Raw genomic sequence first — 25,411 nt, forward strand, 5'->3', positions numbered from 1 at the left:
AAGTTTATAAAACAGTTCCCTACTGGTGTCAAGAAAAAAGGAGTGCCTCTTTGCATTGCATCTCGGTCATCAAGACATGCACCTGCGACCTTCAACCAACTCGCCGCTCCCGCGCAGCGCAGCGGCCTGCCCCCAGCAGGGCAGTCCTCTCGTTGAGGATGACCCGCACCGGAATGGTTTCCAGCAGAGGGCTAAGCCTCCCCTTGGCCGTGAAGGCCATCATGAATGCCGATTCCTTGAGCTTGTCGATGATTTGGGGGGCAATCCCCCCACCCACGTAAATTCCGCCAGTGGCGAGATAACGGAGCGCCACATTTCCCGCTTCGGCCCCATAAAGGGAGACGAACAGGTCGAGGGTCCGGATGCAGAGCTCACACCTCCCATCAAGGGCTGCCCGGGATATGGCACGGGAGGGGTCGTCGGCGAGCATTTCCGCGGCTACCTCCTGGCTCTCCGGGACATGTTTGCAATCACGGAGAAAGCGGTAGATGTTCCGGAGCCCTGGCCCGGAAACCACCCGTTCGCAACTGACCCGGCCATGTGTGGCGCGAAGATGAAGGAGGAGTTCCGTCTCCAGCTCGTTCCGGGGGGCAAAATCGGCGTGCCCCCCTTCGCTGGGAAGGGGCCGATGGCCGGTTCCGTCCCAGTATGCAAAGGCGACCCCCAACCCGGTGCCCGCCGAAATAACGGCAATGGTTCCGCCCGGGCTGGTGACACCTGGATTGAGAATGGCAAAATCCTCGCCTCCCAGGAGGTCGATGCCGTGGGCATTTGCCTCCAGGTCGTTGATGACCATTACCTCCGGAAGCGCCAGGGTCCGCGCCAGTTCCTCCCCATCCACTATCCATGGCAGGTTCGGCGTCTGCACCCTCCCCTCCAGGACAGGTCCGGCAACACCGAAACAGGCCCGGTCCACCGTCACACCGTACTCATCCATGAAGTTCCGGACTACTTCAATAGGGCTGCCATGTTCACCACTTTTGTACCAGCGCTCAGCGACTGTTTCCAAACCTCCGTCATGCACGGCGAAGCAGGCAAGCCGCGCCGATGTTCCGCCGATATCACCCGCAAGTACCCGCATCCGCTGCACACCTTTCCCGTGGTTGCCCGATTGGCAACTTGATCTGCTTTCTGACATGAGGTCACAACTGCTGGGACGGACCACAAACAACGATGCCCTCCCTACCGGCTCCGCCCTCCGCCACCCGGCAAGGGGACATAACCACCACCTCGGGAAGAACCGCCCCCCGAAGGACGGGAGTAACCACCGCCACCGCGGGATGGTGCAACAGCTCCCCCTGAAGGACGGGAATAGCCACCGGCCGGCCGTTGGTACCCCTGTTGCGAACGATATCCCTGGGAGCGTTGGTAGCTCTGGGGAGGACGATAACTCTGTGCCCGCTCGATCCCCCTCCTGCGCCCTTCATAATCGCGATCGAGTGTGCCCCCTCCGCCGCGATTCATTGCCGGAGGCACAGCCCCCGTTGCACCCGTTTTTCTATCAGCCGGTTTCCATGTCCCCTGCTCCCGTCGCTGCCAGCTGCCGTCCTTGCCACGGCGCATGACATTCCCTTCCCTGTCGGTGAAGACATTGTTCACCTGCCCTCTGGTGGAGACTCGTGGAGCAGCAGTCTGTCTCCCCACCCGGTTCCATGCACCACTGCCAGCAAGTATCCTGGCGTTGTCGCCACGACTGTAGAGGCTCGTGACGTTCCGGAGAGGTCTATTGCCGCTGAAGGACCGGGTACCGGTGCCCCTGATGCCGACATTCGTACCCACTGGACGGTAGATATTGACCGGCCGGTAGAAGTAGTTGTGGTTGGGGCGCCAGAGGTACCCTCCCGGCCCCCACCAACCGCCGTAGTACCCGAAACCGAGGCTGAAATCCAACCAGCCGGCGCTCCAGCTCATGCCATAGCTCCAGCCGGTCCAGGGGTTGAAGTTCACATGGAACCCCCAGGTGAACGGGCGCGGGTAGTAGTATAGGGGACCAAAGTAGGGGGGATAATAGTAGCCGGTACCATACACGACCGTCCCGTAATAGGGATAGCACCCCAGATAGGAAGGTGTGTAGCCGACGTACACAACATCAGGGGTCGCATCATAGACCCGGACGTATTTAACATTGTAAGCCGGGCTCTCGGGGGGAATGGTCTGCACCTCGGGGGGGACATAGTCTGCAACCACCCATGGCCCTTCAGGCGAATCGGCCACGTACCAGACCGCCTGGTGACAACAGTAGTACCTGTCGCCAATCCTGAGTACCGTTTCTTGGGTATTGACCGCCTGCTCTATGGTCGTTTTAGGAACCGGCTCGAACCTGGGCTCACCATCGTAAACGACGTTCAGACTGGCCTCATTGCGCTTAATGGCAGCGGTCTGCGGAATCTGGGCATCCATGAATGCTTCCTGTGCCTGTCGGCTGCCAGCCACAAAGGGGAGCACTTTTCCCTTCTCCGACGACTCGGGTATTCTGGCGAATGCCTGCGGAAGGTGGTCAGGGCGGACAAATTCCCACGGCCCCCTGAGCGAGCCGCTCCGGTACCACCGGCCGGCAAGGACCACGTAGTACTGCTGACCTGTCATATCCATGAAAACATCGTCTTCCGTGTTGATGACATAGAGGAGATCGCTACCGGTGAGGGGGGTAAACTTAGGCTCGCCGTCGAAGACAATCAGTTCCGTAGGCTCGGTGGCGACGATAATCTTGGGTACCCGCTGGTCGCCAGAGGTTTCCGGTTTGGTGATTTTTGCCTTTACGGTGTCCAGTTCGGCCGCGAGCGCACCGGCTACCTCTTTGGGAGGTGTCGGATTCTGTTGCCAGTTCCCCTTTATTTCGCGCGCGACAAACCATCTGCTTCCACCGTTCAGCCAGTAGGTCCCCGTCGAGGTGTCGAGAACGATGAAGAAGGGAGTGTTGACGATGCGCTTCAGCTTCGTCCCCTCCACGTCACGGAGGCGAGGTTCGCCGTCGATCAGAACCAGTATCGCAGGGACCGTCTCGAAGATAATTTTCGGCGGGGTCATGTTCAACTCCTCGGCTTCCCGGCGCTCCTTCTGAGCGACACTGAGGCTGGCGAGGAGTTGGTCATAGTTCATGGAGAGGTGAGCCGCATTGAGCTCATTTTCGAGAAATCTGCTGAAATATGCCTGCTGGTCCGGCGTGGCATCCGCGAATCGTACCCGCGGCACGTTGGTACTGAGGACCTGGACGGTCCGCTGGTCCCGGTCGATGGCGACCTTGGACTCAAGCCAGACTGCGCCGAAAACAGGTTCCTTTTCCCCTTTGGGTATGACCGAAATAGCGGCACGGCCTTTCAGCAGGTTTCCTTCCAGGGACTCCGGCTGAGGTTGATAAACGGTGACAGTCATCCCCTGGTCGCTGAACGTCCGGGGCCACTCCGTATTGGCGACAGCAGCCACAGCGTTGCCAGACAGGAATATAACAGTGCAGAGCAGGGCAAACAGCAGGAAACGGGACAGCATGGGATAGCGATTCATTGCAACCTCCTCGAAAGCGTCGTGCACTTTCTCGTAGCCGGCTTGAAAGCAGAAAGTGTCACATCCGGCATGTGCAGATGGACACTTTCAAGCATACCTCGATTCACATGATTCGCACCCTCACACGTTTTTCCAGCGCTTGTACATCCACATCCATTCGTGGGGGTGCATCCGAATATGATTTTCAATATGGCCTGTCAGTTCTTGCGTAACGGCCACGGGGTCCGCCTTTCCCGTGTCGTCAGTTGGAAGTTGCACCTCGGGGGATATGGTGATGACATGCCCATTACCTTCCCGATGGATGAATATGGGGACAAGGGGAACGCCGGTCTTTTCAGCTATGATGGCCGGCATGGTCGGTGTCCAGGCCGGTCTCCCCAGAAAATCGACCAGAGCCCCCTCCTGAGGTTTTACCACCTTGTCCAGGAGTATCCCCACTACCCCCTTCCCCCTCAGTTCATAGAAAACCTTCCGTGCCGCACCATCGGCATAGATCACACCATTGCGAAAATTGCTGCGAAGCCTCTCTACCGCTGAATTAAAAAACTGATTACCTTGACGCTTCGCGACGACCGAAACGGGTGCATGACGAGCTCCGAATGCCAGGGCCATCAACTCCCAGTTCCCACAATGCCCCGTAATAAAGACGACCCCTTTATCCCGTTCACAGGCTTTCCGGTAATGCTCCAGTCCCCGGATTTCCACACTGTCTATAATCCCCTGCCCAACTCCATAGTAGAGCTTGAGGACTTCGACCATGGATTTGCCATAATGTGCAAACGTCCTTCGGGCTATCGCGTAGGGAGAACCATGCGCTGGATCCAATCCCCCCCTTCGTTCGAAAAAGGAGAGAGATTCCCGGATGTTTTCGATGGACCTGACCCTCTCGCGGCGGAACAGATGAAAAAGAAGGATGCCGGTCAGTTCGCCAAGTTTCACGGCAACCCTCCGGGGGAGCAGGACTACGGGGAGGGAAACCACAATGAAGATCCCCATCCCCACCCGCCATTTCAGTTGTTTCATAAAGCGGGTGCAGCATTCCGTGTCCACGACGGATGTGGCATCTGTCGTGATGTGTATCTGCTCAATATCCATAACATGGTGTTCTTTCATGTGAAATCTGTCTCGCGACTATCTGGCTAAATGAATTAGATAATTATAAATACTGACATCCTCTGTAGAAATGTGTCAAGCAGTTTCACAAGAGTCAAAAACATCACAGAGTATCGAGTTTGACCCCATCCGGCTTTACCACATCATTCAGAATGATTACCTCCACCCGTCTGTTCAATTTACGTCCTTCCGGCGTGTCATTGCTCGCCACCGGATCTCTCTTGCCAAACCCTCTTGTCGTGATCCGCTCAACCGCTATTCCCCGCACGACGAGCTCATTTTTAGCAGATTCGGCACGCTTTTCCGAAAGTTCAAGGTTATAATTGTCACCTCCCACACTGTCGGTATAGCCTTCAATCACAACATTGCGCGTCGGTTGGGCCTTGAGGAATTCGGCCAACTTGTCCATACTGCGCATGGCACCGCTCGTGATGTCGGCCTTGCCGGTGGCAAAAAGCACATCGCCAATGGTGAGGACAATCCCCCGCTCGGTCTGTCGCGCCTTGAGTTCGGACATTTCTTTCAGCAACTGCTGGGATTCACGGATTTTGGCATCTGCCAGCAACCTGGCCTTTTCCGCTTCCCGCTTCATCATGTCAAGTTCACGCGTTTTTATTTCGGATTCCAGCCGTATTTTTTCCAATTCCGCCGCCGTTGCATCGGCCCGGGTCCTGGCTATCTTCGCCTCCCGCTCACGTTTCATCAGTAGAATCTCCGAACTCTCCCGATTGAGAAGGAGGGCATCGTTCTCAGCCACCTTCCCTTCGGCAATGGCAACGGCTATGAGCGATCGCTTTTCGGCGAGGTACGACAGATGAGAGATATCGATCGGGTCTTTTGCCCGTTCCGCCAGCGTCATGGCTTTTTCCGCCTCAATCAAGGGGACAGGCGCATACACCTGGACGTTCTCATTGTTTTTTGCCGTGTTATATGCGGCACGCGCCTGCTCAAGCCGGTCCCTAGCCATCGTGTCCGACTGGGATGGACCGCACGCCGCCATCAGACTCAACAGTATGATACTGCCCGTTACTCTCCCCATTGCTGTAGATAAAAATCTGGTCATGGGTTACCCCCTCTTGAATAAGAACTTGTCAGTAGAGTCTTGTTGTCAGTAGTCTCTGCATCGTGAGCGCCCCACTTTACTGCAGTGGCATCGACTCGACTTCCTTTTTCAAGGCCTTGACATTTGCACGCATGTCGTCGGCCGTTTTTCTGGCTTTGGCTGCAGTTGCCCGTGCCCGGGCATAGTCGGCGTCAACCTGCGCCTCTTCTGCCAGACGGACTCCCGCGTCATACTCCTTCTCAAGCTCTGCAGCCCGTGCAGCGGCAAGCTTTTCCTCCGCACTCTTCAAATCAGCTGCAGCACTAACCGAGGCCGAACTATCCCGCGCGGCTACGACCGCACTCTCACCGGCCTTGATTTTGTCAGCCAGCAGGCTGCCATCACCGGCACATCCTGCGAGCAGGCACCCCAGGGTCATGGCAGTGAGAAGCCTCGATATTCTCTGTAGTACGTTCATGTTCCGCTCCTTTCAGGGGAAATGACCCCGCCTCCGTGGGGAGTGCAGGAAAACAAGCGTTATGCAATGACGGCGCTGGCTACCCATCATTGAAATGGAAAGGCCGAGGAGTACAGGACTTCAAATACCTGGCCGCCTCGCGAAAACCTGACACGATTTTCCTTGATCTCAACAACGCGAGCCCCCCCCACATCGGCTCCTTCCCCGACCAGTGCTCCGTTGATCACCGCCCGCCTCAGTTCACGCTCATCCTGCCATGCTATCCCCGAAATGGTAATGCCGGCATTGCCTAGCGATTCCTCGGCATGGGTGAGGGGCGCGGCAACGGGTGCCTTCCGGACCGGCAACTGACGGGGCGTCAGGGTGGCAGGCGCTGGTGATTGCGGAAGAGACATAGGTGCCGGAGGGGCAGTGGGCCGTACGGGGGGGATCACCTCGGGAGCCGCGGCAACCTGGATTTCCTGTGCTGGCCGCAATGGGGTACTGCTTTTACCGCTGCTTATCCATAGCCCCCCGCCGGCACCTGCAACAACGAGAAGGGCACCAATGATCCAGAAAATAAAAGAGGTCCGGCGGTGTTTCGACGAACGGCCCCGGTAACTGAGCACCTCCGGGCGCAAACTGGCCGCACCCTGGCGGCGCAGCTTGCGATCCTGTTCCATTTTCCGCAATGCGTCGAGTATCATGCTCATCGCGACCGCCCCGCATCCGCCGGCCCTGGGGACGCCCCACCCGCAGCGGCACCCCCTCCCCTTCCACCAACCGATGAAGACACGGATGCAAACGTTCCCCCAGCCCGCTGATAGAGGCGTGCCAGAGTTTTCCCTCCCGGCTTGCCGTCAACTTTCAATCGTTCCGCCTGCTGAAAGCCCCGGACAGCATTCTCTGTCGTACTGTCGAAAATGCCGGTCAGGGCGCCGTTATAGTGACCAGTCCCCTTGAGAAGTTGCTGGAGGACCTTTACCCCGCCGACAGCCTCTTCCTGATTCACAACAGTGCGTTCAGCAGGGGTGATTGAGAGACCTGCCTTCTGTTCCCGTGCTCCAACAGTGCGTTGGGTAAGAAATGCCATCACGGCCGCTGCCAGCAGGAGCACGACGAGTACGGCAATGGCGACACGGCTGATCCAAAACGCCGGGCGTCGCTCCTCCCTGTTGACGTCACGAATCGCCCGCATCGCCATGGCAGGGGAAATTTCTCTGGTCTCCATCGTGTACGCCAGAAGCAACGCCCGGTCACAGACGGCGTTTATCAGTCGGGGGAGCCCCCCCGAAAACCGGCATATCCTCTTGACCGCGCGAGGCAAAAAGGCGACCGGCTCCCCCCCGTCCGCGGCAACTTTTATCCGGTGACGGATATAGTCATGGACATCGTCGAACTCCATCGGTTTCAAATGATAACGGACCGTGATCCGCTGGTTGAGTTGCCGGAGATCCTGACGAGCAAGAAGAGTTTGCAGTTCGGGCTGTCCCACGAGCACGATCTGGATCAGCTTTGCACGCTCGGTTTCCAGATTGGAAATGAGGCGCACCTGTTCGAGCACGTCGCTCGAAAGATTCTGGGCCTCATCGATGACAAGGACGACGGTGCGGTCGGCGCGATTCTGTTCGAGAAGGAATTCATTGAGCGACGTGTGTAGTTCGCGTACATCTTGGCTGCTGCAGGGAAGGCCGTATTCACGGTTGATCTCCTGGTGGAGACCGAGGGGGGAAATGCTCGGATTGAAAATGAGGGCGGTCCGGTGGGTTTCAGGGTCAAGTTGGTTCAGGATGGTCCTGATGATGGTCGTCTTGCCGGTTCCCACCTCCCCCGAAAGTTCGATGAACCCGGCACGGGTATCGATGGCAAACAGGAGATGGGCGAATGCCTCCTGATGATTAGCGCTCAGAAAGAGAAATTCGGGGTTCGGCGTAAGGGCAAACGGTGGCTCGGTAAATCCGAAATGCTCCCAATACATGGTCATTCCCTGACAGTCGTTTATCGTGAGATGGGAATAACTATTACCACACTTGCCCCTTGCCATAAAGTGCAAAGAGCATCTATTGAATGCTTACACTCTGCAGAGAGACCCGACTCCCTATGCTCAGCCGCCGAGGGGCGCAGCTTTTCCGGCCAGAGTGGGAAGCAATTCCCCCTTCTCATAACGGACAACCAGCCCGTTCAAATCGTCCTCCACAAGCGCGAGCAGCGGGCTGTCAGGATATTCCCTGGCAAACGTGGACATGTAGCGCGCCGCTTCCAACTGGTTACCGTTCTTGTAGTAGGAACGGGCCAGCCAGAAAAGAACCACATCCCTGAGGGGACTGTCGGGATATTTTTCCAGCACCCCCCTCAATTTCCCCTGAGACGTGTCGAAATCCTTCTGTTTATACGCCTCGAAGCCGTCTATAAACGACTGACAGTCATCGGGCTGTTCCGCACTGAACGCCGGGATGACAAACGCACAGGATGCTACGACTGCCACCAAGGCGAGAAAACGGGAAACAACGGGTCTACGGATATGCGGCACAAACCTGCCGTTACTTCCCGACACCTGCACGTGTGACGAGCAACCTACTTCTCCCGCCTCGGACCCCATCTCTTTTGTCCTTTCCCCCGGATAAGAACAAAAAATGCCGGGGCCTCGTATCGAAGTTCGATATTTCGGCGACCCGGCTGTCTCGGTGAGACCCTGTAGGCTTTCCGTCCTGCCCTTGCGGACAGTTTAGTATTGTCGTCTATCTATTTGTGTAATAACGGGTTTCAGTCTATCCGTCACGACTGAAAAAATCAAGCAAGAATTCCTGATTTCCCGGCATCAGAGAGTGAAGAAGAATACAGCCCCCTTGTCTTTTTCGCCCTCGGCCCAGACCCGGCCGCCATGACGCTGGATAATCCTGTACACCGTTGAGAGGCCGATGCCCAACCCGTCTATTTCGTCTTCATGCTGCAGGCGCTGAAAGGGAACAAAAAGCTTTTCCGCATCCTGCTGTTCGAACCCCTGACCGTTGTCACGTACAAAATAGACGAGATCCTCTTCCTTGTTGATCGTACCGAACTCGATACGGACACCCTTCTTTTTCACGGAATACTTCCAGGCGTTGCCGAGCAGATTTTCCAGGACTATCCGCAAAAGGTCCGGATCTCCATATCCGTTGATCCCCTCGACTATACAAAAATCCACCCGTCGCCCCGGTTCAAGTGCCAGCAGATTGTCCTTGATTTCGTTGGCCATGACGCTGAGGTTCGTCCATCTTTTTACCACTTGCTTTCGCGAGTGTACGGAGAATTTGAGCAGGGCGCCAGTGAGGTTGTTCATGCGGAGAATCTCCCGGTTAATCACCTGAAGATAGCCTTTGCCCGCGTCGTCTAGGCCTGAGGCATGCATGTCGAGCAGTACCTGGGAGTAGCCGCTTATGGCGGCCATGGGTGAACGCAGGTCGTGGGCAACGGTGTAGTTGAACGACTCAAGCTCCCGGTTCGCCATTTCAAGTTCCGCCGCCTTTTTGACAAGCTCTTCATTGAGGTTCCTGATCACGTCGTTTTGCCGGACAATCGCCCGCTCCGACCGGATCAGGGCGAGGGCCTTGTCTATGACCCGAAAAATCTGTTCCATGTCGATCGGCTTCAGGATGTAATTGCTGATGCCGATCTCGATGGCTTGCAGCAGGTGCTGTGTATTGGTATACGCGGTCAGGGCAATAATCTCGGTGGCGGGACTCAACGATCTGATTTCCGTCGCCATCCGGATGCCGTCGGTAACCGGCATGTTGATATCGGTAATGACAATTTCCGGCCGATTTCGCTTGAATGAGTCGAGCCCAGCTTCACCATTCTCGGCGACAAATATCCGTACGTCCGGATAATGGCGGCCGATGATCTCGCCGAGCATCTCCCGAGCATCCTGTTCATCTTCCACATAGAGTAAGGATATGCCGTGACCGTCCGGATCAATTGTCCCCATATTTAACCTCAATCCTGAACATGGCGCCTCCCTGACTGTTGGAAGCAATCAGTCTCCCCCCCATGTTCCGTTCGATGATGGTTTTCGCCATGTACAGGCCGATCCCGGTCCCCTTGTCCGGCCCCTTGGTGGTAAAATAAGGATCAAATATTTTCTCCATGATCTCGTCAGGGATGCCGCCGCCATTATCGGAGATGACGACGACCGCGTTGCCGTCTTCCTTTTGCGACTGTATCCGCACCTGACCATTGGCAACTGACCGTTCTTGGAGAACGTCTCTGGCGTTGACCAGGATATTCAGGATTGCCTGGGAAAATTCATTGGCATACCCGTTGATGATTGTATCGACAGAAGTGTCCACCTCCAGGTTGATGAACTGGGACTTGAAGTTCGCATCGATAAGCGCGACAGATTGCTTGACCGCGGTATTGATACTGAAGGGGGACATTTCCTTGTCCGGTTTGAAGAAATCCCGGAAATCCTCAATCGTATGCGACATGTGCTTGATCAGCGCCATTGCCTTTTGGGTGCTGCTCTCCAGAAAGTCCCCATTGAATTCGCCCAGTTCGTAATAATACTTCATCTGCTGGATGATGAGGCCGAGGGTATTGAGTGGCTGCCGCCACTGGTGGGCGATATTGCCGATCATCTCTCCCATGGCCGCCTGTCGCCCCTGCTGAATCATGATGCGTTCCCTGGCGCGCAGTTCCTCGATGGCCTGAAGACGTTCCAGGGTTTCCCTCTGCAGGGCCGCTTCCGCCTCCCGACGGCGGGCTGTCGTGTTGAGATTGTCGAGAGCAAAAGAGACGTTCGCGGACATCTGCTCGAGAAGATCGATCATGTCGACATCGAAGAAATCCCTTTCTCCCGCATAGAGGGTCAAGGCGCCGATGACAGCACCCTCAAGCCTGAGGGGAGTTGCCGCTGAAGACATGATTCCGTAGGTACGTGCCCGCTCATGCCAGGGAGCGGTGCGGGGGTCATGTTCGTAGTCGTTGCAGATGCAACTCTTCCCTTCACGAATGACGGTACCGGTCGGCCCCCATCCCCCGGGCTCGTCCCTGGCCGTTACCCGGATGCCGTCCAGATAACCGGTAAGGCCAGCAGATGCAGCGACCTCAACGGCTCCTGTTGCCACATCCAGCAAACCGATCCAGGCAAGACGAAAATTGCCGCTCTCGACCGCAATCCGGCAGATGTCACGGAACAGGGCCTCCCGGTCCGTAGCGCGGACAATGGCAAGGCCGGTTCCGCTGAGGGCGGCATGAATGCGGTTTAACCGGGTAAGGCGTTCTTCATCGGCCTTGCGCTCAGTTATGTCGGTGTGGGAGCCTGCCAGTCGGGTCGGCTTTCCGTCGGCATCACGGACACAGGTGCCGCGGGTCAGTATCCAGCGGTAGCTGCCATCCTTGTGGCGAAGCCGGTATTCCAACTGGTATTCGGTTGTGTTGCCGGCCAGATAGTCGTTAATTGTGTCAATGGAACGCTGGTAATCGTCGGGATGAATAAGGTCCTTCCACTCCCTGACAATATCTGTGATTTCGTCGTCGCCATAGCCGAGCATGCTCTTCCAACGGGGCGAAACAAACGCGGTGCCATGTTCGATATCCCAATCCCAGATGCCGTCATTGGCCCCTTCAACAGCCAGGATATAACGTTCCTTGCTCTTGCGGAGCGCGGTTTCCACCCTTTGGCGCTCGGCGACTTCTTCTTGGATACGTTCGATGGTTATTATCAGGTCCGCGGTCCGCGACGCAACCCGCTTCTCCAACTCTTCGTTGGCACGCACCAACCTTTCCTGGACCAGTTTCAGGGCGGTGATATCGTTGATGTACAGGCGGACAGCCTGGTGCTGCGAGGTATGGTACACATTTACCTGATACGCCAGGTTGTCGATCTCCAGTTCCCGAATCCACTGGTGTACCTCTCCCGCGTTAATCGATGCCAGAATTTCGTGTATGTCCGACGGGAGAAGAACGTGAACGTCACCGGCGCCGATACTGTTCACGATTTCCTGCGCGGCACGGTTACAGAAGGTCACCCGGCCAGCCATGTCCAGCTCGACAATCGGGTTCGGGTTCAGTTGCGGGAACGTTGCGAGACGTTCGATTTCGGCAGTCGTTCGCTTCCGCTCCATTGCGATGGCGACCATGTCGGCTACAGCCCGCATGAGCGCAAGTTCGTCGTCCGAGAAGCTGTCATTCCTGCGCGTGCCAAAGGAGAGTGTCCCGATTACTCTCCCCTGGGCCATCAACGGATGACAGGCATAGGCACGAATACCGAAGGATTTCACCAAGTCCGTTCGCGGATCGGCCGTTTGCTGGATATCTTCAGCCACTATCCTGCAAGCATCACGGGCAGCACAGCCACAGACGGCTACTCCGTATTCAAGCCACTCGATCTCGGCCTGCGTCTCTTCCGGGATGCCGGCGCAGGCATTGAGGTGCAGACACTGCCGGACATCATCGACCAGGAAATTGAAAAAAGCGTCACACTCCAGAAAGTCCATGACTTCCCTGCAGAGAGAATCGACGATGACCTGGGGCGTCTCGCTTTCCAGCAGTCGGCGGGCGGTCCTGGAGAGCAGGTCGAGCCGCTGGTTGCTCTTGACCAGCTCCTTCTGCGTGTGTTTAAAACGGCTGATGTCAAGATTGATGCCCGCCCAGCAGAGGATTTTGCCCAACTCATTCTTCACCGCCACACCACGTGCAAGAATGTCGTGATATTCCCCGTCCACGCCGAGATAGCGATGCTCGATATCCCACGTACCACCGGTGCGCACGCATTCTTTCCAGGCCTCGACAGTCTTTTCTGCGTCATCGGGGTGCAGCACGTCACCCCACCCGAAGCTTGAGCACTGTTCCTGTGTCATCCCCACCAATGCGAGGAAACTTTCGCTGGCGTAGATATTGCGGCCGTCGGGTGCGCAGACCCAGACACCGTACTCTATCGATTCACCTATGGCGCGATAGACAGCATCATCCGCGATAGCATCCGCGTTCTTTTGCCGTGCCGCACGCAAGGCATGTTCCGCTTCGTCTAGACGACCTTGAAGCGTACCTATCTCGGCGAGTAATTCTTCACGGGTTCTTTTATCGGTTTCCATGGTGACCTTCATCGTTCAGTTGTGCAATGGTTGTAGAACCTCTAGGGGAATGACTCTCTGGCACGTATACAGTATCAATGCTCCCAGATATAACGAAGTCAGTATAAACCATGCACAGTGCTTCGCACAACTGTCATTCGGCGGAGAAGGGGCGAAACATCACCCCCAGAGACTTCGCAAGTGCCTTGTGAGCTATGCAACCGCGATACGTGTTGAGTGCGCCGGCCAGTGCCGGTTCCTCCTTAAGTGCTCTGTCGATTCCTCGGTCGGCGAGGACTTTCACATACGGAAGAGTGGCGTTGGTAAGCGCCAGCGTCGATGTCCAGGGGTAGGCACCGGGCATGTTGGCCACAGTGTAGTGGATAATGCCGTCCACATCGTAGACCGGATCGTCGTGGGTGGTGGGACGACTCGTTTCTGCACACCCACCCTGGTCAATGGAGACATCGACGAGTACACACCCGCGTTTCATGACCCTGAGCATCTCCCGGGGAATCAACACCGGTGTCTTCCCCCCGGGAACCAGGATAGCTCCGATGACGAGGTCGGCCTCCCGGATCTCTTCCCGGAGAGTCTGTTCATAGAGAACGAGAGTTTTCACCCTGCCGGGAAAGAGTTCCTCCACTCTTTGTAATCTGTCGATCCCCCTGTTGAGCACGGTCGTGTCCATGCCGAGGCCGATGCTTGCGCGGACGGCATTCGTACCGACCATACCGGCGCCCAGAACCAGCGCTCGCGCTGGTTTCACACCCGTTGCCCCATACGCCAGCACCCCCGTTCCGCCATGGATCCTTTGCAGATAAAAAGCCCCCATGAGTGGTGCCATCCTCCCGGCGATCTCGCTCATGGGGGAGAGGAGCGGCAGGGTTCCATGTTCTTCGAGCGTCTCGTAGCCGATCGCCGTCACCCCCCTGGTGAGGAGAATTTCAGTCAGCGCGGAATTGGGAGCGAGATGGAGGTAGGTGAAGAGTGCCTGTCCCTCCCGGAGAAGGTCGTACTCGCCGGGAATGGGTTCTTTGACCTTGACGATCAATTCGCTCCTGCCGAACAGCTCTTCCCTGGTGCATACTGCAGCCCCCGCCTGCAGGTACGCATCATCACCAAAGCCGCTTCCGTCCCCGGCCCCCGCCTCAACAAGCACGGTATGCCCGTCCACCGTCAAATCGGCTGCGCCGGCTGGTGTCAGGCTAATCCGGTATTCGTGCCGTTTTATCTCCTTCGGTACGCCGATGATCATCTTCCCCCCCCATGCGAAACCGTTTCAATGTCCCGCGCCGCCATCAACTCCCAGCCATCGGCATGCGTGTCGTGTCGCAGAAGATATATCTTGCCATCGTCCGCAAGCACCTTGAAACAGGTATAGTCAGGATCGTACCAACGATCGACAATCTCCCTGATCGTGAAGGTCAGTCCATTACGCAAAAACGAGACCGGTCTCTCATCCCCTTTGTAACCGGCATAGGTCTGAACGGTAATCCGCGTTTCCATCTTCGCGCCCCCTGGTATCAATGAGATCGGAGCGTCTCCTGCCAGGTATGGAGAAACCAGCGGTCCAGAACGACATGGCGGGCAAACCAGTTAGAGGAGAGAAGTCTTGCGCCGAGAAAACGCAACACCCCGGAGGAAAGTCGCGTAGAGGGGATTTTCATGCTTCCGCTGCCGAAACGGGTGGCCAGCCTTGCCGCATACGGTTCCAGGTTGACAGACCGATAATCGCCCTTTGCCGCCAGAATGGTATCCGCAGCCAGCAGTGCCGATTCGATCGCGGGGAGGATACCTTCGCCGCTTTGCGGCTGGGCAAGCCCGGCCGCATCACCGATCAGCAACGCTCCATCACCCACGCACGTGCGCCCCCCCTGCCGCTGATACACAAGATAGGCATGTCCCTGGAAACCGCCGGCAACACCTGTTGTCAGATACCCCCGCTGTACGAGAAACGTGCAAAAGTCCCGCGTATGGCGGCTGAGATGTTGCCGGTCCATCCGTCCCAGGCCGATGTTGAGAAACCTCCCTTTCCGGAAAAGCCACCCGTAGCCTTTCATATCCCGGCTGAAAAACAGTGCCGGCGTATCGACTGGGACGCGACAGAGACGCTCCTGCTCCTGGCTCATGGCAAACTCTACAGCCTGTGCAACTATAACGTCCTCTCTGCCGATTTTTGCACCTAAGAGGCGTGCAACCGGACAATGATGGCCACCCGCACCAACCACAAGTCGGGCTCTGATCCGTCCGTTCACAAGCCACCCGCCGTCGTACCGGGCCAGCGTTGTTACCGGTGTGCCCAGTTCCTGGCGTACGGCACTTCGCTGCAGGAGGTACTGATCGAACTCACAGCGTCGAATGCCGTAGCTGACTGTTTTGCCATAGGGGATAACAACCTCGACTCCATCCATGAGGCCTGTGCGGAAGCTGCTGATCTCCTGAAGCACCCGTCCCCGACAATAGTCCTCCTGATCGATTGCCAACGTTGTGAGCACCGCAGGCGTTATCCAGCCGGCACACGGCTTGTCCCGCGGAAACTCAGCCTTGTCCAGCAGCAGGACATCAAGCCCGGCCTGTCGCAGTTTCCCGGCACAGGTCGACCCTGCCGGCCCGCCACCGACGATGAGGACATCACAGGTTTCCATCACGACTTCCCGGCGGGAGCGATGAGATGGGAGCGGGTCTGGGGAACGTTGTTATTGGTGGGGCGGGAGAATACGACCTGGAACAGTTGCAGGGTACCGATAGTGAAATTCGCGATGCAACCGGACAGGTAGAGGCGCCAGGCCCGGACAAAGGATTCGTCGAACATCTCTTGTACCTGGCCCCGGTTCCGTTCGAATCGCTCGAGCCAGTGCTCGCATGTTTTCGCATAGTGAAGTCGCAGGTTCTCAACATCCAGGACGGTGAACTCCCAGGGCTCGAAAAGGTCCATCATCTCCCTGAGGGTCGGGGGGTAGCTGCCGGGGAAAATGCGCTTCAGGAACCAGGGACTCATGGGTGTCGCGATATTTTGCCCGATGGTGTGGATCAGGCCGATCCCCTCGTCTCGCAGGGAACGGTCGATCACCGTACCGAGCTCCCGGTAATGGTCGGGCCCCACATGTTCCAGCATCCCCACCGAAACGAACGCGTCGTAGGTTCCCGTGATGTTGCGGTAATCGTCCTCGATGTACTCGACCTGCCTCTCCACCCCTTCGGCCTTGGCCCGCTGACGCGCAAAGGCGATCTGCTCGCGGGAGATGTTGTACGCCCTGACGTTGACCCCGTATCGTCGGGCCATGTACCGCGCCAGAGAGCCCCAACCGCAGCCCGCTTCCACTACGGTCTGCCCCGCCTGCAGGCACAGCTTGCGGCAGACAAGGTCCATCTTGGCGGTCTGGGCCTCTTCCAGTGAAACGGCCGGATCCGGAAAATAGGCGCAGGTATAGAGCATTTCCGCGTCAAGCCACAGCTGGTAAAATGCGTTGCCGATATCGTAGTGATGATGAATATTATGCTGTGATCCCAGCAGAGAGTTAAGCCTCGGTTGATTGCGACGGTACGCGAGAGGATCGGGAACACGTCGAAATTTGGACGTGTTGTCCATGGTCCGGTAAACGGTTTCCATGAACGCTACAAGTCCCCCTTCTATCTCGATCCGGCCGGTACTGTAATCATCACCGAAATGGAGAAGGGGATTGGCCAACAGTCGCCACAGAGTAGCCCGGTTGCGGATCACCATGCCGACAGCAGGTTTAGAGCCGGGAGGGACTATTTCTTTACCATCCCACAAAACCACGCGCAATGCCGGTTCGCCAATGGCTTGCAGGAATTTGTTCACCAGCCATACATCGACGCCGTAAACCCCGCTACTGGTGTTCGCCTTACCGTTGCAGGGGAGCGGCAAGACATTCGTGTTTGCCTTGAAAACTTTCATAGCACATCAATTGTGTAAGCATGCAGCTATATGTCAAGTGGGCGATCTTTTGATAAACACGATCATCACTATCCTTTGCCTACATGGGGAGAGCAGTGCTCGACAATTGCAGATTTCCGGGCAAACTTGCTGTATGCCATTTATTAATCGGTACCGTAAATCACTACAAAGGCCCATCTTTCCCCTGAAGATATTTTTCGATGGCTCCTGTTCGGTCTGTGCAGCGGAGATGGAGGTTTACCGGCGCAAGGAACACGCCGACCGCCTTCAGTTCGTGGACATCAGTGCGCCGGAGTTCGATCCGACCTCATACGGCAGCACCCTGGCTGCATTCATGCGCGAAATGCACGCCATCGACCAGGAGCGGCATGTCTATCGGGGAGTGGATGCGTTCCGGGCGATCTGGCTGGCCTTTCCGGCCTCACCCTGGTACAGTCTGCTCGCTGCGCTGGTAGCTCTCCCCGGGTTGCATCTCTTGGCCGGGCTCGCCTATTGGTGCTTCGCCCGGATCAGAAAATTCCTGCCTGAAAATCACAGTACGTGCCGAAACGGAACCTGCGGACTCCACGGGGATAGACCACCGCCATGAGCTGCAAGCCCGGCTCCATACTTTTCAGATATCAGACTTTTGCTGCTTTCGTTCCACACACTTCATCGAGCATTTTGTGCATCTCGGTAATAGCGATATTCTGCGCCTCGAGGTTGTCGAGGATGATCTTAATTTCGGTCTCCGCCTTAAGATTGACTTCATAATCGATGTGCGCCTCGATACGGTCGCGGTCCGCCTTGCGGTTTTGGCTCATCATGATCATCGGTGCGGTGTAGGCTGCCTGGAGAGACAGTACGAGATTCATCAGAATGAACGGATAAGGGTCCCAATGCCGTACCCAGGCCGTGACATTCAGTATTACCCAGATGGTGAGGAGAGCTGACTGCCCTATGATGAATTCCCAAGATCCCACCTTTTCGGCAATCCAGTCAGCTGCACGTTGGCCAAATGTTATTTGTTCTTTCACGACCTCGTTGGCGTTCTTTATCGGACCGTGTTCATGCCGGTACGGCGGTGGAAATGGGGGATGGGTCAAATGAATCCTCCTTGTAGATCGGTTAATCTGTAGTTTTTTACTAACCGCATGCGACCGGCAATGAAACGAAAAAGGTACTCCCCTTCCCGATGGTACTTTCTACCCAGACCCGCCCACCATGCGCAGTAACGATTTCCTTGACGAGAGCCAACCCAAGTCCGGTTCCGCCAACCTGGCGACGAGCCGTATTGTCCAGCCGATAAAATGTCTCGAAAATTTTATCCAGCGATCCAGCTGGAATTCCTATCCCTTCATCCTTTATCCATAGGATAACACTGTCATCGTCACCACGTGCACCAAGGCTGATCGCACTACCGCTAGGAGAATATTTTATAGCATTGGAGAGCAGGTTGCTGAGAGCCTGGTGCAGCAACGTCTCGTCACCGTAAATCTGCGGTAAATCCGGTGGCAAATCCACCGTTATTCGGTGCTTACAGGACGGGCCCGTAAAGATCGCGGCGGCTTCATCGAGCAATGGCCTTACCGCCAGAGGTTTGAACATAACGTTTTTCTGCTTGGCCCGAAATCTTTGCATGTCGAGAAATGTACCGATCAATTCATTAAGGCGCTCAGCTTCCTTGTACATAATGCCGTGATAATCTCTCAACTGCACTTCATCCACGGGGTTTTCTCTTACAAATTGAAGAAACCCGAGCATTGCCGTCAATGGTGTACGCATTTCATGACTGACGGCAGACAACATTTCATCCTTCACGCGCTCTATCTCTTTGCGTTCGGTTATGTCACGACCAACCGCGAGGACACGTCTTTCCCCGACGCTGCTCGAGGCCGAGAGTACGACTTCACTCCAGAATAATTCACCATTCTTCCTTTTACTTAACCATTCGAATTTCTGGGGGCCTTCCTTAACGGACTTCTGAATCCACCGTACTAGTTCCGTTGATGAATAGGGCGGCTCTCCCGTACCTAACTCCGGCAGAGCATGAAGCATCTCTTCACGGTTATAACCGAACATATTTTCAGCTGCTTTGTTAACTTCGATAATTTTCCCGGAATCCGCATCATGTACAAATAATGCATCACGAGTAGTGTTGAAAATATCGCGATAGCTGCTCTCTCTTTCGCGTAACGCCTGCTCTCGCAGTGCAAGCTGACGGGCCATGGTATCGAATGCCTGACCCAGGTTCCCCAATTCGCCACCTAGTACATAGTCAGAAACCCTGACGTCAAGATCACCGTTTGCCAGCCGTTGCGAGGCTTTTTCCAGCAAAGCGACACGGTCCACAATCGAGCGTTTGCCAATGCGCCAGGCAAGAATGAATGCCACGGTAAGCACCGACATGAAAAGGACAACGTTGTACAAGAGCACCTTGTTGGCACGCGTCAGGACGACCTCTACCGGGATCCCCACGGTGGCATACATGTAGGGGGTCTGCTCATCTTTGAGACGCAGTTTTTGATGGCTGATAATCCGCATATCGCCCCCAAGCCCTGCCCTGACAGAAGTACCTGCTTCAGGCCCTTCCTGTATCCTCCTGAACACTTCAGGGAAATATTTTTTACCGATAAACGGTTCCGGGTTTACGGCTCTGCTTATGATTATCCCTTGATGGTCGATGAGAACAGCGTTGGTGCCGGCAGGTGACTGCATACGTCCCAGCAACTCCCGGTAATGATCAATAATGAATCCGACACTGATAACCCCGACTATAGTGCCCTTGTCATCTCTGAGGGGGGATGCAAAATTGAAGGCAGGCTTGGAGGTAGCCCGGCTGATAAGGTATTCACCGGATGACATTTTCCCGCTTGCCAGTGCATTTTTGAAGTAGCGCCGGTCGGCAACGTTAAAATGACCTGTGACGGTAACGGCTGTGGCCCAGACCGTTCCATCCCTGTCCGCGATGAATATGTTTGAATACATGGGGTTCAATTTACGCAGTTCGGTCAGGATCGGTACCGTCTTCGCAGCGTCATGCTGCTTTACATCAGGGAGTTGGGCAACGGCAGTCATGAGCTGCTCGGCGCCAAGTACCAGGTTCTGTTGCTCGGTTACGATCCTGTCGACGATTTTTTGCGAATCCAGACGGGCTTGGTCGTACACTTCATTTCGAAGCTTAACTCCCAAATGAATGATAATGCCGGCTGCGGGGAGGGCCACAACAAAGACGATGAGAAACAACTGCGCTCTGATTGACATTGAATAGAATCTGGACATAGAAAATTAGCCCTATAACAACACCTACAGTCGTAACTTCTCAATAGTATCGAGCGCTAAACTTACGTTAAATTATAAGACGTTGCAAGAGCTAGTTCTCCCATTCGGTTAAATAAAAGCGCAGTAAAACTTGAACTAAGAGTCTTAGCGAAACGTCTTCCGGCCTCAGTCAGCCTAAGCCAGGGTTATCTTGAATCGCCATATCTAGTGCAGCTTATCTGGGGTCTGTTTTGCTATGCTCTGGGTCTTACTCTTTTCGTTGCTGTCTGAAGGGGAAGTAACTACTTCACTATCAGCATCTTTTACCTTATGCTCTTCTGTTGCCTCCAATAGTTCTGCTGCCAAGGCTTCGTCAGGGATCGAATCAAGGCCTTTAAGTGCCAACTTGGATTGCTTCCTCTTTTCTGCTGCATACGCAATGCTGCCAACAAGCAAGATGGCAAGAGTGACGGTAACGATCGTGGTTCGTTTATTCATGTGCAATTTCCTCGTTGAAACCGGTTAGTTCATGTGATGGTTCAGCCATCGAAAAGTTACGTCTAAGATAATGATTGCAGATGTTTGTATCACGGATCATGTTCAGTTGTGGGCAGGAGATCGGGTCTTCTACAAGACACAAATAGTACGATGTATCAAATAGCTGGCTTGTGCGACATATTCTTGGATCAGGTAATTTTCGAATCGGTTCCATCCGCAAAATATATCATTTTTCACCTGATTCACAACCAACGCTACCTATCCCCCCTCTTCTCTCGAACTAACGACGAATCTTCAGGTAGGTGGTCTAAGAAGTATGGCAGGTAGTAAGAAAATAGGGGGTTGCAACGATCTTGTAGTTAGATATATTTAACGATATACTGATCGACTCTGGGGGTCATAGTCATGGATATAACCATTATGAGCAAGTATGGCTTCATTGGAATTGTCTCGTCAGCAGATCTTGACAATCTGATTGAAAACCACGAAATACTTGCTTTTAGGAGATCAGATGGATGGGTAAGAATAGGCCAAGAACCAATAAGAACCTGCCAGCAACCATTTGATGGAGCGGATAGGCGGGCAGATGCCAAACCCTCACCACAAGAACAATATTTAACCACGTAAATAACGATAGTGCCCATTGGGGAGAGAGTCATGGCAATAAAGGTTATTTACCAAGATGGATACTGTGGGGATGTCACCTCGTCTACTCTCAACTACCTAATAGAGAAGAGAGAAGTTATTGCCTTCAAGAGATCAGATGGATGGGCGAAAATTGGTCGAGACGCGATAAGAAGTCGCCAGCAACCCATTAATGGCCCTGACAAACGGACGAAATGGCAAATTCTTTTTTAATTATCTATTCGCAACTGGCAGCGTGATATAAAAAATACTCCCCTTCTCAGGTTCACTCTCAACCCAAACACGTCCACTATGTGCATTAACAATTTCTTTGACGAGCGCTAACCCAAGACCCGTTCCGTTTGTCTGACGGCTGGATTTATTGTCTACCCGATAAAACATGTCGAAGATCTTATCCAGCAATTCTGGTTGAATGCCTATTCCTTCGTCCTTTACCCATAGAGTAACGCTATCTTTTTCTGATTTTGCACCAAGGATGATCTCACAACCGCCAGGTGAATATTTTATGGCATTTGATAGAAGGTTGCTGAACGCTTGGTGTAACAATAGCTCATCACCTAAAATCAGAGGTAAATCAGAAGGCAAATCCGTTACGACTTGATGTTTGTCAGATGGACAGGCAAAGATTGCTGCTGCTTCTTCCACTATTGGTCTGACATCAATGGGCTTAAAGACATATGTTTTCTGTTTGGCTTTAAAACGTTGCATGTCGAGAAAACCGCTGATCAATTCATTAAGACGATTACCTTCCCTATACATAATACCGAGATAATCTCTCATCTGCTCTTCTTCTACCGGGTTTTCCATCACGAACTGTAGATAACCGAGCATTGCCGCCAACGGTGTGCGCATATCATGACTCACGGCAGATATCATTTCATCTTTCATGTTGTCCATTTCTTTGCGCTCGGTGATGTTATGTGTTATCCCGAGAAGGGAAACGATTTCTCCGTCATTGTTTCTCAGCGGTACAACATGGGCCTCAAGCCAAATTGGGCGACCTTTCGCGCCAGTAATTTTAAATTCAAAACGTTTTTGTTTGCCATTGAAAACATCTTTGTTAGTAGCTTTATATGCTTCCAGATATTCCGGGGCGATAAACGAATAGAGCGTTTTACCTTTAATCTGATCAAAAGATTCCAATTGAAACATGTCGAGCCCTGCTCTATTCATCATGAGAATAGTATCGTCGGGAGCAAGCAGTTTGACGCATTCCGGTTCATTTTCAATAATAGTGGTCAGGAATTGTTGACTTTCATGCAGTGCCTTTTCTCGCGAAGCAACCTGATATGCCATAGTATCAAATGTCTGGCCTAAGATCCCCAACTCACCGCCTAATAGATGGTCGGAAACCTTAAAGTCAAGATCCCCACTAGCCAACCGTTGAGAGGCTCGCTGCAATAAAGAGATTCGATCAATGATCGAGTGTTTTCCGATGATGAACGCCAAACCGAATGCAAGTAAAACGAAAGACAACAATGTCGACAGATTGATGATTAGCGCCCTGTTTGCCTTAGCTAAAGCATCTTTTTTCGATATACCCGCTCTTATGTAGATATAGGGAGTCTGTTCACCCTTGAGCCGAATCTTGTGATAGGTAGTTATTCGAGGGTCGCCATCAATACGGGTAAACTCATAAGTCTCTTTGTCAGGACCATTTTCCATTCTTTTTAAATCAACCAGCTGAATAGGCTTGCCAACATCCTGACCAACATTTTTGCCTCTGCTGATTATGATGCCATTATGGTCAGTGATTATGTAGTTGCTACCCCCTGGTAGTTGAGATTGTTCCAGGATAGAGCGCATAGCATCAAGGTCAAAACCGACAACAACAACCCCCTTGAATTCATTACGCTCAACAAGGGGATATGCCATATGTACGGTGGGTTTTTTTGTCGACTTGCTAATAGCATACTCACCTGACGAAAACTGCAGAGTCCTCTGTGCATTCTCAAAATAACGCCTGTCAGCTAGTGTATCCATTTTGTTTATGGGAACTGCAGATGCCCAAACATAACCTGCCGCATCAGCTATAAGTATGTTTATATATTTTGGATTTTCTTTAAGTATAGTAGCAAGAATAGATTGTATTTTTTTAACGTTGTGGCTTTTTACTTCAGGAAGGTCTGATAATAACATGCACAACAGTTTGGCTTCATTTGTAAGGCTTTCTTGTTGTGCTGCCAGATTGTCGGCAAGCTTCTGAGACTCAACCACTGCATCGTCGTAAGCATCAGCGCGTTGCTTAAGCCCCGAATAGACAATTATTCCCAGAGCGGGAAGTGTCAGCAGAACGGCCAATATAATCAGCTGGCTCCGTATCGGTAAGTTCAAAAATTTAGTCATGGCTGTTCATATCCGGTTATTGAGCACCTATCGCGACCTTCTTATCGGAATATAGCCCTTCCCACCATAATATCCTCGTACTTCAACGGCAATTTGAGCACTGTAAAAATATACTTACATTATTACCGCATTACAATAGGGCAATACTGCCATCCAGACAAGGATACCACTGGAGCTTTAAGGGATTATATGAATAACTGAACCGGAATACAGACACAATCCTTTGAATTGGCCTCTTCACCACATTTACTGCATGCTACATTTGGGGTACGGGTCAATTGCTTAATCTTGCTGGTTAACCCCATATTTCTCAACACACACATATGGCATTGATGCTTTTCTTCACTGTTGCATTTGGTATCTTCTCCCATGGCAAACCTCCTGGGTAAAGACATTCATTAGCGGTACAACAACTATGTCGTAAATAGTATACGCCCCTCCCCTTCCCATTCAAAATGCAAAAACTGAAAAACCCCAGCTAGTGCTAGGGTTTCATAGTTCAACGTAGTCCGCCAGCGCCTCCACGTCCTCCGCGCGCGAGTGAACTGATACATGACTACTTGCAACATTGATTCTAAAAAAGAAAGGCTTTACAGTTTTCCTGTAAAGCCTTGGTAGTATTGGTTGCGGGGAGAGGATTTGAACCTCTGACCTTCGGGTTATGAGCCCGACGAGCTACCAGACTGCTCCACCCCGCGTCAATTGAAGTACAACTTGTACCATACCTTTTCACACACTGTCAACCAAAAAGTACCGTCGCTATCTTTTTTTTGTGTGACTTGCCCCCGCATTGAGCAGCCAGCTTTATTCCGGGATAGACATGGCTCCCTTGCCGGCCTTGGCGGCCAGTTCGTTGGCTGCGGACTGGTCCAGACCGCGTCCAACACGGACCCGATACCAGACCCCCTTGTCCTGCAGATGTGACTCGACGATATATGCCGCCATCCCCCGCGCTACCAGGCGGTCGCGGACCGCCTCCGCTTCCTTGCGATCCTTGTGAGACGCCACCTGCACCGAGAACGTACCTCTTGATTGAGCAGGTTTGCTCGTAACAACTGGAAGCGCTGAAGGTGTTTTTGGCGCAGCAGCAGCTGCCTTGGGAGGTTCGTCTTTCTCCTTGGCTTCCTGTTGCTTGACAACCACCGGCGCCTTGACGGGAGACGGCGTGGGCTGGGGCGCAGCTGTCGGCCGCGGTTGAGCAGCAGGCACCGGCGGAGGCGGAATGGTCGGATTGGCCGTCAAAGAAGGTGCCTGCTTGTGGGGATTGAGTCCGCTTCCGATAACAGCCCTGCTCCCCTTCGGGAGGGTTTCGTAAAAGGTCAGGGGCGGCTCTCCCGTTTTTTGTACGTCCGAAGCCGGCGCCTTACCATCGGTTGTCGTGGCCTGGCCAGGCTGACCAGGAGCCGGTTGTTGTTGAGCCACAGCAAGCTGTGACCGTTTCGGCCGGAACACCAGCCAGCCAGTCGCAAGTCCGGCAGCGAAAGAAACCGCAATTGCTATCGTGATAAGAACGGCAAAAACGCTCAGTGGTTGCTTGCGTGGCCGGTTTTTGCTGACCGGCTTCCGTTCCCTGTAATCCAGAACCATAACACAGCCGC

Annotated in this window: 22 protein-coding genes, 1 tRNA gene and 1 riboswitch; of the genes, 3 read left to right on the forward strand and 20 right to left on the reverse strand. The window is 54.0% G+C overall.

Annotation, left to right across the window (positions count from 1 at the left end):
* Window positions 1-91 precede the first annotated feature (91 nt).
* The 14 genes from glk to LDN04_RS13615 form a co-directional block, all read right to left on the reverse strand.
* Window positions 92-1,081: a glucokinase gene (gene glk, locus LDN04_RS13550; RefSeq protein ID WP_223911582.1), complete on the reverse strand. Its 990-nt coding sequence runs from the start codon at window positions 1,079-1,081 to the stop codon at window positions 92-94.
* A gap of 101 nt (window positions 1,082-1,182) precedes the next feature.
* Complete coding sequence (locus LDN04_RS13555; RefSeq protein WP_223911585.1) at window positions 1,183-3,501, reverse strand: hypothetical protein; 2,319 nt, start codon at window positions 3,499-3,501, stop codon at window positions 1,183-1,185.
* A 120-nt stretch (window positions 3,502-3,621) separates the two neighbouring features.
* Window positions 3,622-4,614: a lysophospholipid acyltransferase family protein gene (locus LDN04_RS13560; protein WP_223911589.1), complete on the reverse strand. Its 993-nt coding sequence runs from the start codon at window positions 4,612-4,614 to the stop codon at window positions 3,622-3,624.
* A gap of 103 nt (window positions 4,615-4,717) precedes the next feature.
* Window positions 4,718-5,677 carry an OmpA family protein gene (locus LDN04_RS13565; protein WP_223911592.1) on the reverse strand — a complete coding sequence of 320 codons (960 nt, stop codon included), beginning with the start codon at window positions 5,675-5,677 and terminating at the stop codon, window positions 4,718-4,720.
* A gap of 76 nt (window positions 5,678-5,753) precedes the next feature.
* Entirely contained in the window at window positions 5,754-6,134 is a 381-nt protein-coding gene (locus LDN04_RS13570; protein WP_223911594.1) for a DUF4398 domain-containing protein, read from the reverse strand.
* 86 nt (window positions 6,135-6,220) lie between these two features.
* A complete protein-coding gene (locus tag LDN04_RS13575) occupies window positions 6,221-6,826 on the reverse strand; it encodes a hypothetical protein (RefSeq protein ID WP_223911597.1) in 606 nt (201 codons plus the stop codon).
* A complete protein-coding gene (locus LDN04_RS13580) occupies window positions 6,823-8,091 on the reverse strand; it encodes an ExeA family protein (RefSeq protein ID WP_223911600.1) in 1,269 nt (422 codons plus the stop codon). Before LDN04_RS13580 ends, LDN04_RS13575 begins: the two co-directional genes overlap by 4 nt.
* 126 nt (window positions 8,092-8,217) lie before the next feature.
* The gene (locus LDN04_RS13585; RefSeq protein ID WP_223911603.1) at window positions 8,218-8,598 is read right to left on the reverse strand and encodes a tol-pal system YbgF family protein; all 381 of its coding nucleotides are present in this window, start codon (window positions 8,596-8,598) and stop codon (window positions 8,218-8,220) included.
* A 178-nt stretch (window positions 8,599-8,776) separates the two neighbouring features.
* Window positions 8,777-8,853, reverse strand: a riboswitch (cyclic di-GMP riboswitch).
* A gap of 78 nt (window positions 8,854-8,931) precedes the next feature.
* The gene (locus LDN04_RS13590; RefSeq protein WP_223911606.1) at window positions 8,932-10,077 is read right to left on the reverse strand and encodes a response regulator; all 1,146 of its coding nucleotides are present in this window, start codon (window positions 10,075-10,077) and stop codon (window positions 8,932-8,934) included.
* Window positions 10,064-13,183 (reverse strand): PAS domain-containing protein, encoded by a 3,120-nt coding sequence (locus tag LDN04_RS13595; protein WP_223911610.1) that lies wholly within the window; start codon window positions 13,181-13,183, stop codon window positions 10,064-10,066. The genes LDN04_RS13590 and LDN04_RS13595 overlap by 14 nt, the downstream gene beginning before the upstream one ends.
* Before the next feature lie 133 nt (window positions 13,184-13,316).
* On the reverse strand, window positions 13,317-14,420 hold the full coding sequence (gene ald / locus LDN04_RS13600; protein ID WP_223911613.1) for an alanine dehydrogenase: 1,104 nt from the start codon (window positions 14,418-14,420) through the stop codon (window positions 13,317-13,319).
* Window positions 14,417-14,671: a hypothetical protein gene (locus LDN04_RS13605; protein WP_223911616.1), complete on the reverse strand. Its 255-nt coding sequence runs from the start codon at window positions 14,669-14,671 to the stop codon at window positions 14,417-14,419. The genes ald and LDN04_RS13605 overlap by 4 nt, the downstream gene beginning before the upstream one ends.
* A 17-nt stretch (window positions 14,672-14,688) precedes the next feature.
* Window positions 14,689-15,810: an NAD(P)/FAD-dependent oxidoreductase gene (locus tag LDN04_RS13610; protein ID WP_223911619.1), complete on the reverse strand. Its 1,122-nt coding sequence runs from the start codon at window positions 15,808-15,810 to the stop codon at window positions 14,689-14,691.
* Window positions 15,810-17,084 carry a cyclopropane-fatty-acyl-phospholipid synthase family protein gene (locus LDN04_RS13615; RefSeq protein ID WP_223911623.1) on the reverse strand — a complete coding sequence of 425 codons (1,275 nt, stop codon included), beginning with the start codon at window positions 17,082-17,084 and terminating at the stop codon, window positions 15,810-15,812. Before LDN04_RS13615 ends, LDN04_RS13610 begins: the two co-directional genes overlap by 1 nt.
* 133 nt (window positions 17,085-17,217) lie before the next feature.
* Between LDN04_RS13615 and LDN04_RS13620 the strand changes: the two genes are divergently transcribed.
* A complete protein-coding gene (locus LDN04_RS13620; protein WP_223911626.1) occupies window positions 17,218-17,673 on the forward strand; it encodes a thiol-disulfide oxidoreductase DCC family protein in 456 nt (151 codons plus the stop codon).
* Window positions 17,674-17,704: 31 nt separating this feature from the next.
* Here LDN04_RS13620 and LDN04_RS13625 read toward each other — a convergent pair whose 3' ends face one another.
* The 3 genes from LDN04_RS13625 to LDN04_RS13635 form a co-directional block, all read right to left on the reverse strand.
* Window positions 17,705-18,169, reverse strand: coding sequence for a DUF1003 domain-containing protein (locus LDN04_RS13625; RefSeq protein ID WP_223911629.1), 465 nt, complete (start codon window positions 18,167-18,169; stop codon window positions 17,705-17,707).
* Window positions 18,170-18,209: 40 nt separating this feature from the next.
* Window positions 18,210-20,327, reverse strand: coding sequence for an ATP-binding protein (locus LDN04_RS13630; protein WP_223911632.1), 2,118 nt, complete (start codon window positions 20,325-20,327; stop codon window positions 18,210-18,212).
* 222 nt (window positions 20,328-20,549) lie between these two features.
* Window positions 20,550-20,822 carry a hypothetical protein gene (locus LDN04_RS13635; RefSeq protein ID WP_223911635.1) on the reverse strand — a complete coding sequence of 91 codons (273 nt, stop codon included), beginning with the start codon at window positions 20,820-20,822 and terminating at the stop codon, window positions 20,550-20,552.
* Window positions 20,823-21,227: 405 nt separating this feature from the next.
* Here LDN04_RS13635 and LDN04_RS13640 point away from each other — a divergent pair, with 405 nt between their 5' ends.
* Window positions 21,228-21,449: a GSU3473 family protein gene (locus LDN04_RS13640; protein ID WP_223911638.1), complete on the forward strand. Its 222-nt coding sequence runs from the start codon at window positions 21,228-21,230 to the stop codon at window positions 21,447-21,449.
* A gap of 30 nt (window positions 21,450-21,479) precedes the next feature.
* A complete protein-coding gene (locus LDN04_RS16995; protein ID WP_374045152.1) occupies window positions 21,480-21,680 on the forward strand; it encodes a GSU3473 family protein in 201 nt (66 codons plus the stop codon).
* Here the strand turns inward: LDN04_RS16995 and LDN04_RS13645 are convergent, their stop codons facing one another.
* The 3 genes from LDN04_RS13645 to LDN04_RS13655 all read right to left on the reverse strand — a co-directional run bounded on the left by LDN04_RS13645 (window position 21,681) and on the right by LDN04_RS13655 (window position 25,400).
* The gene (locus tag LDN04_RS13645) at window positions 21,681-23,813 is read right to left on the reverse strand and encodes an ATP-binding protein (protein ID WP_223911641.1); all 2,133 of its coding nucleotides are present in this window, start codon (window positions 23,811-23,813) and stop codon (window positions 21,681-21,683) included. It lies immediately after the preceding gene.
* A 621-nt stretch (window positions 23,814-24,434) separates the two neighbouring features.
* Window positions 24,435-24,511 (reverse strand) — tRNA-Met (locus LDN04_RS13650).
* A gap of 106 nt (window positions 24,512-24,617) precedes the next feature.
* Window positions 24,618-25,400: an SPOR domain-containing protein gene (locus LDN04_RS13655; protein WP_223911644.1), complete on the reverse strand. Its 783-nt coding sequence runs from the start codon at window positions 25,398-25,400 to the stop codon at window positions 24,618-24,620.
* Between the last annotated feature and the right edge of the window lie 11 nt (window positions 25,401-25,411).

The organism is Geobacter sp. AOG1 (assembly GCF_019972315.1).
Lineage (GTDB): Bacteria > Desulfobacterota > Desulfuromonadia > Geobacterales > Geobacteraceae > Geomobilimonas.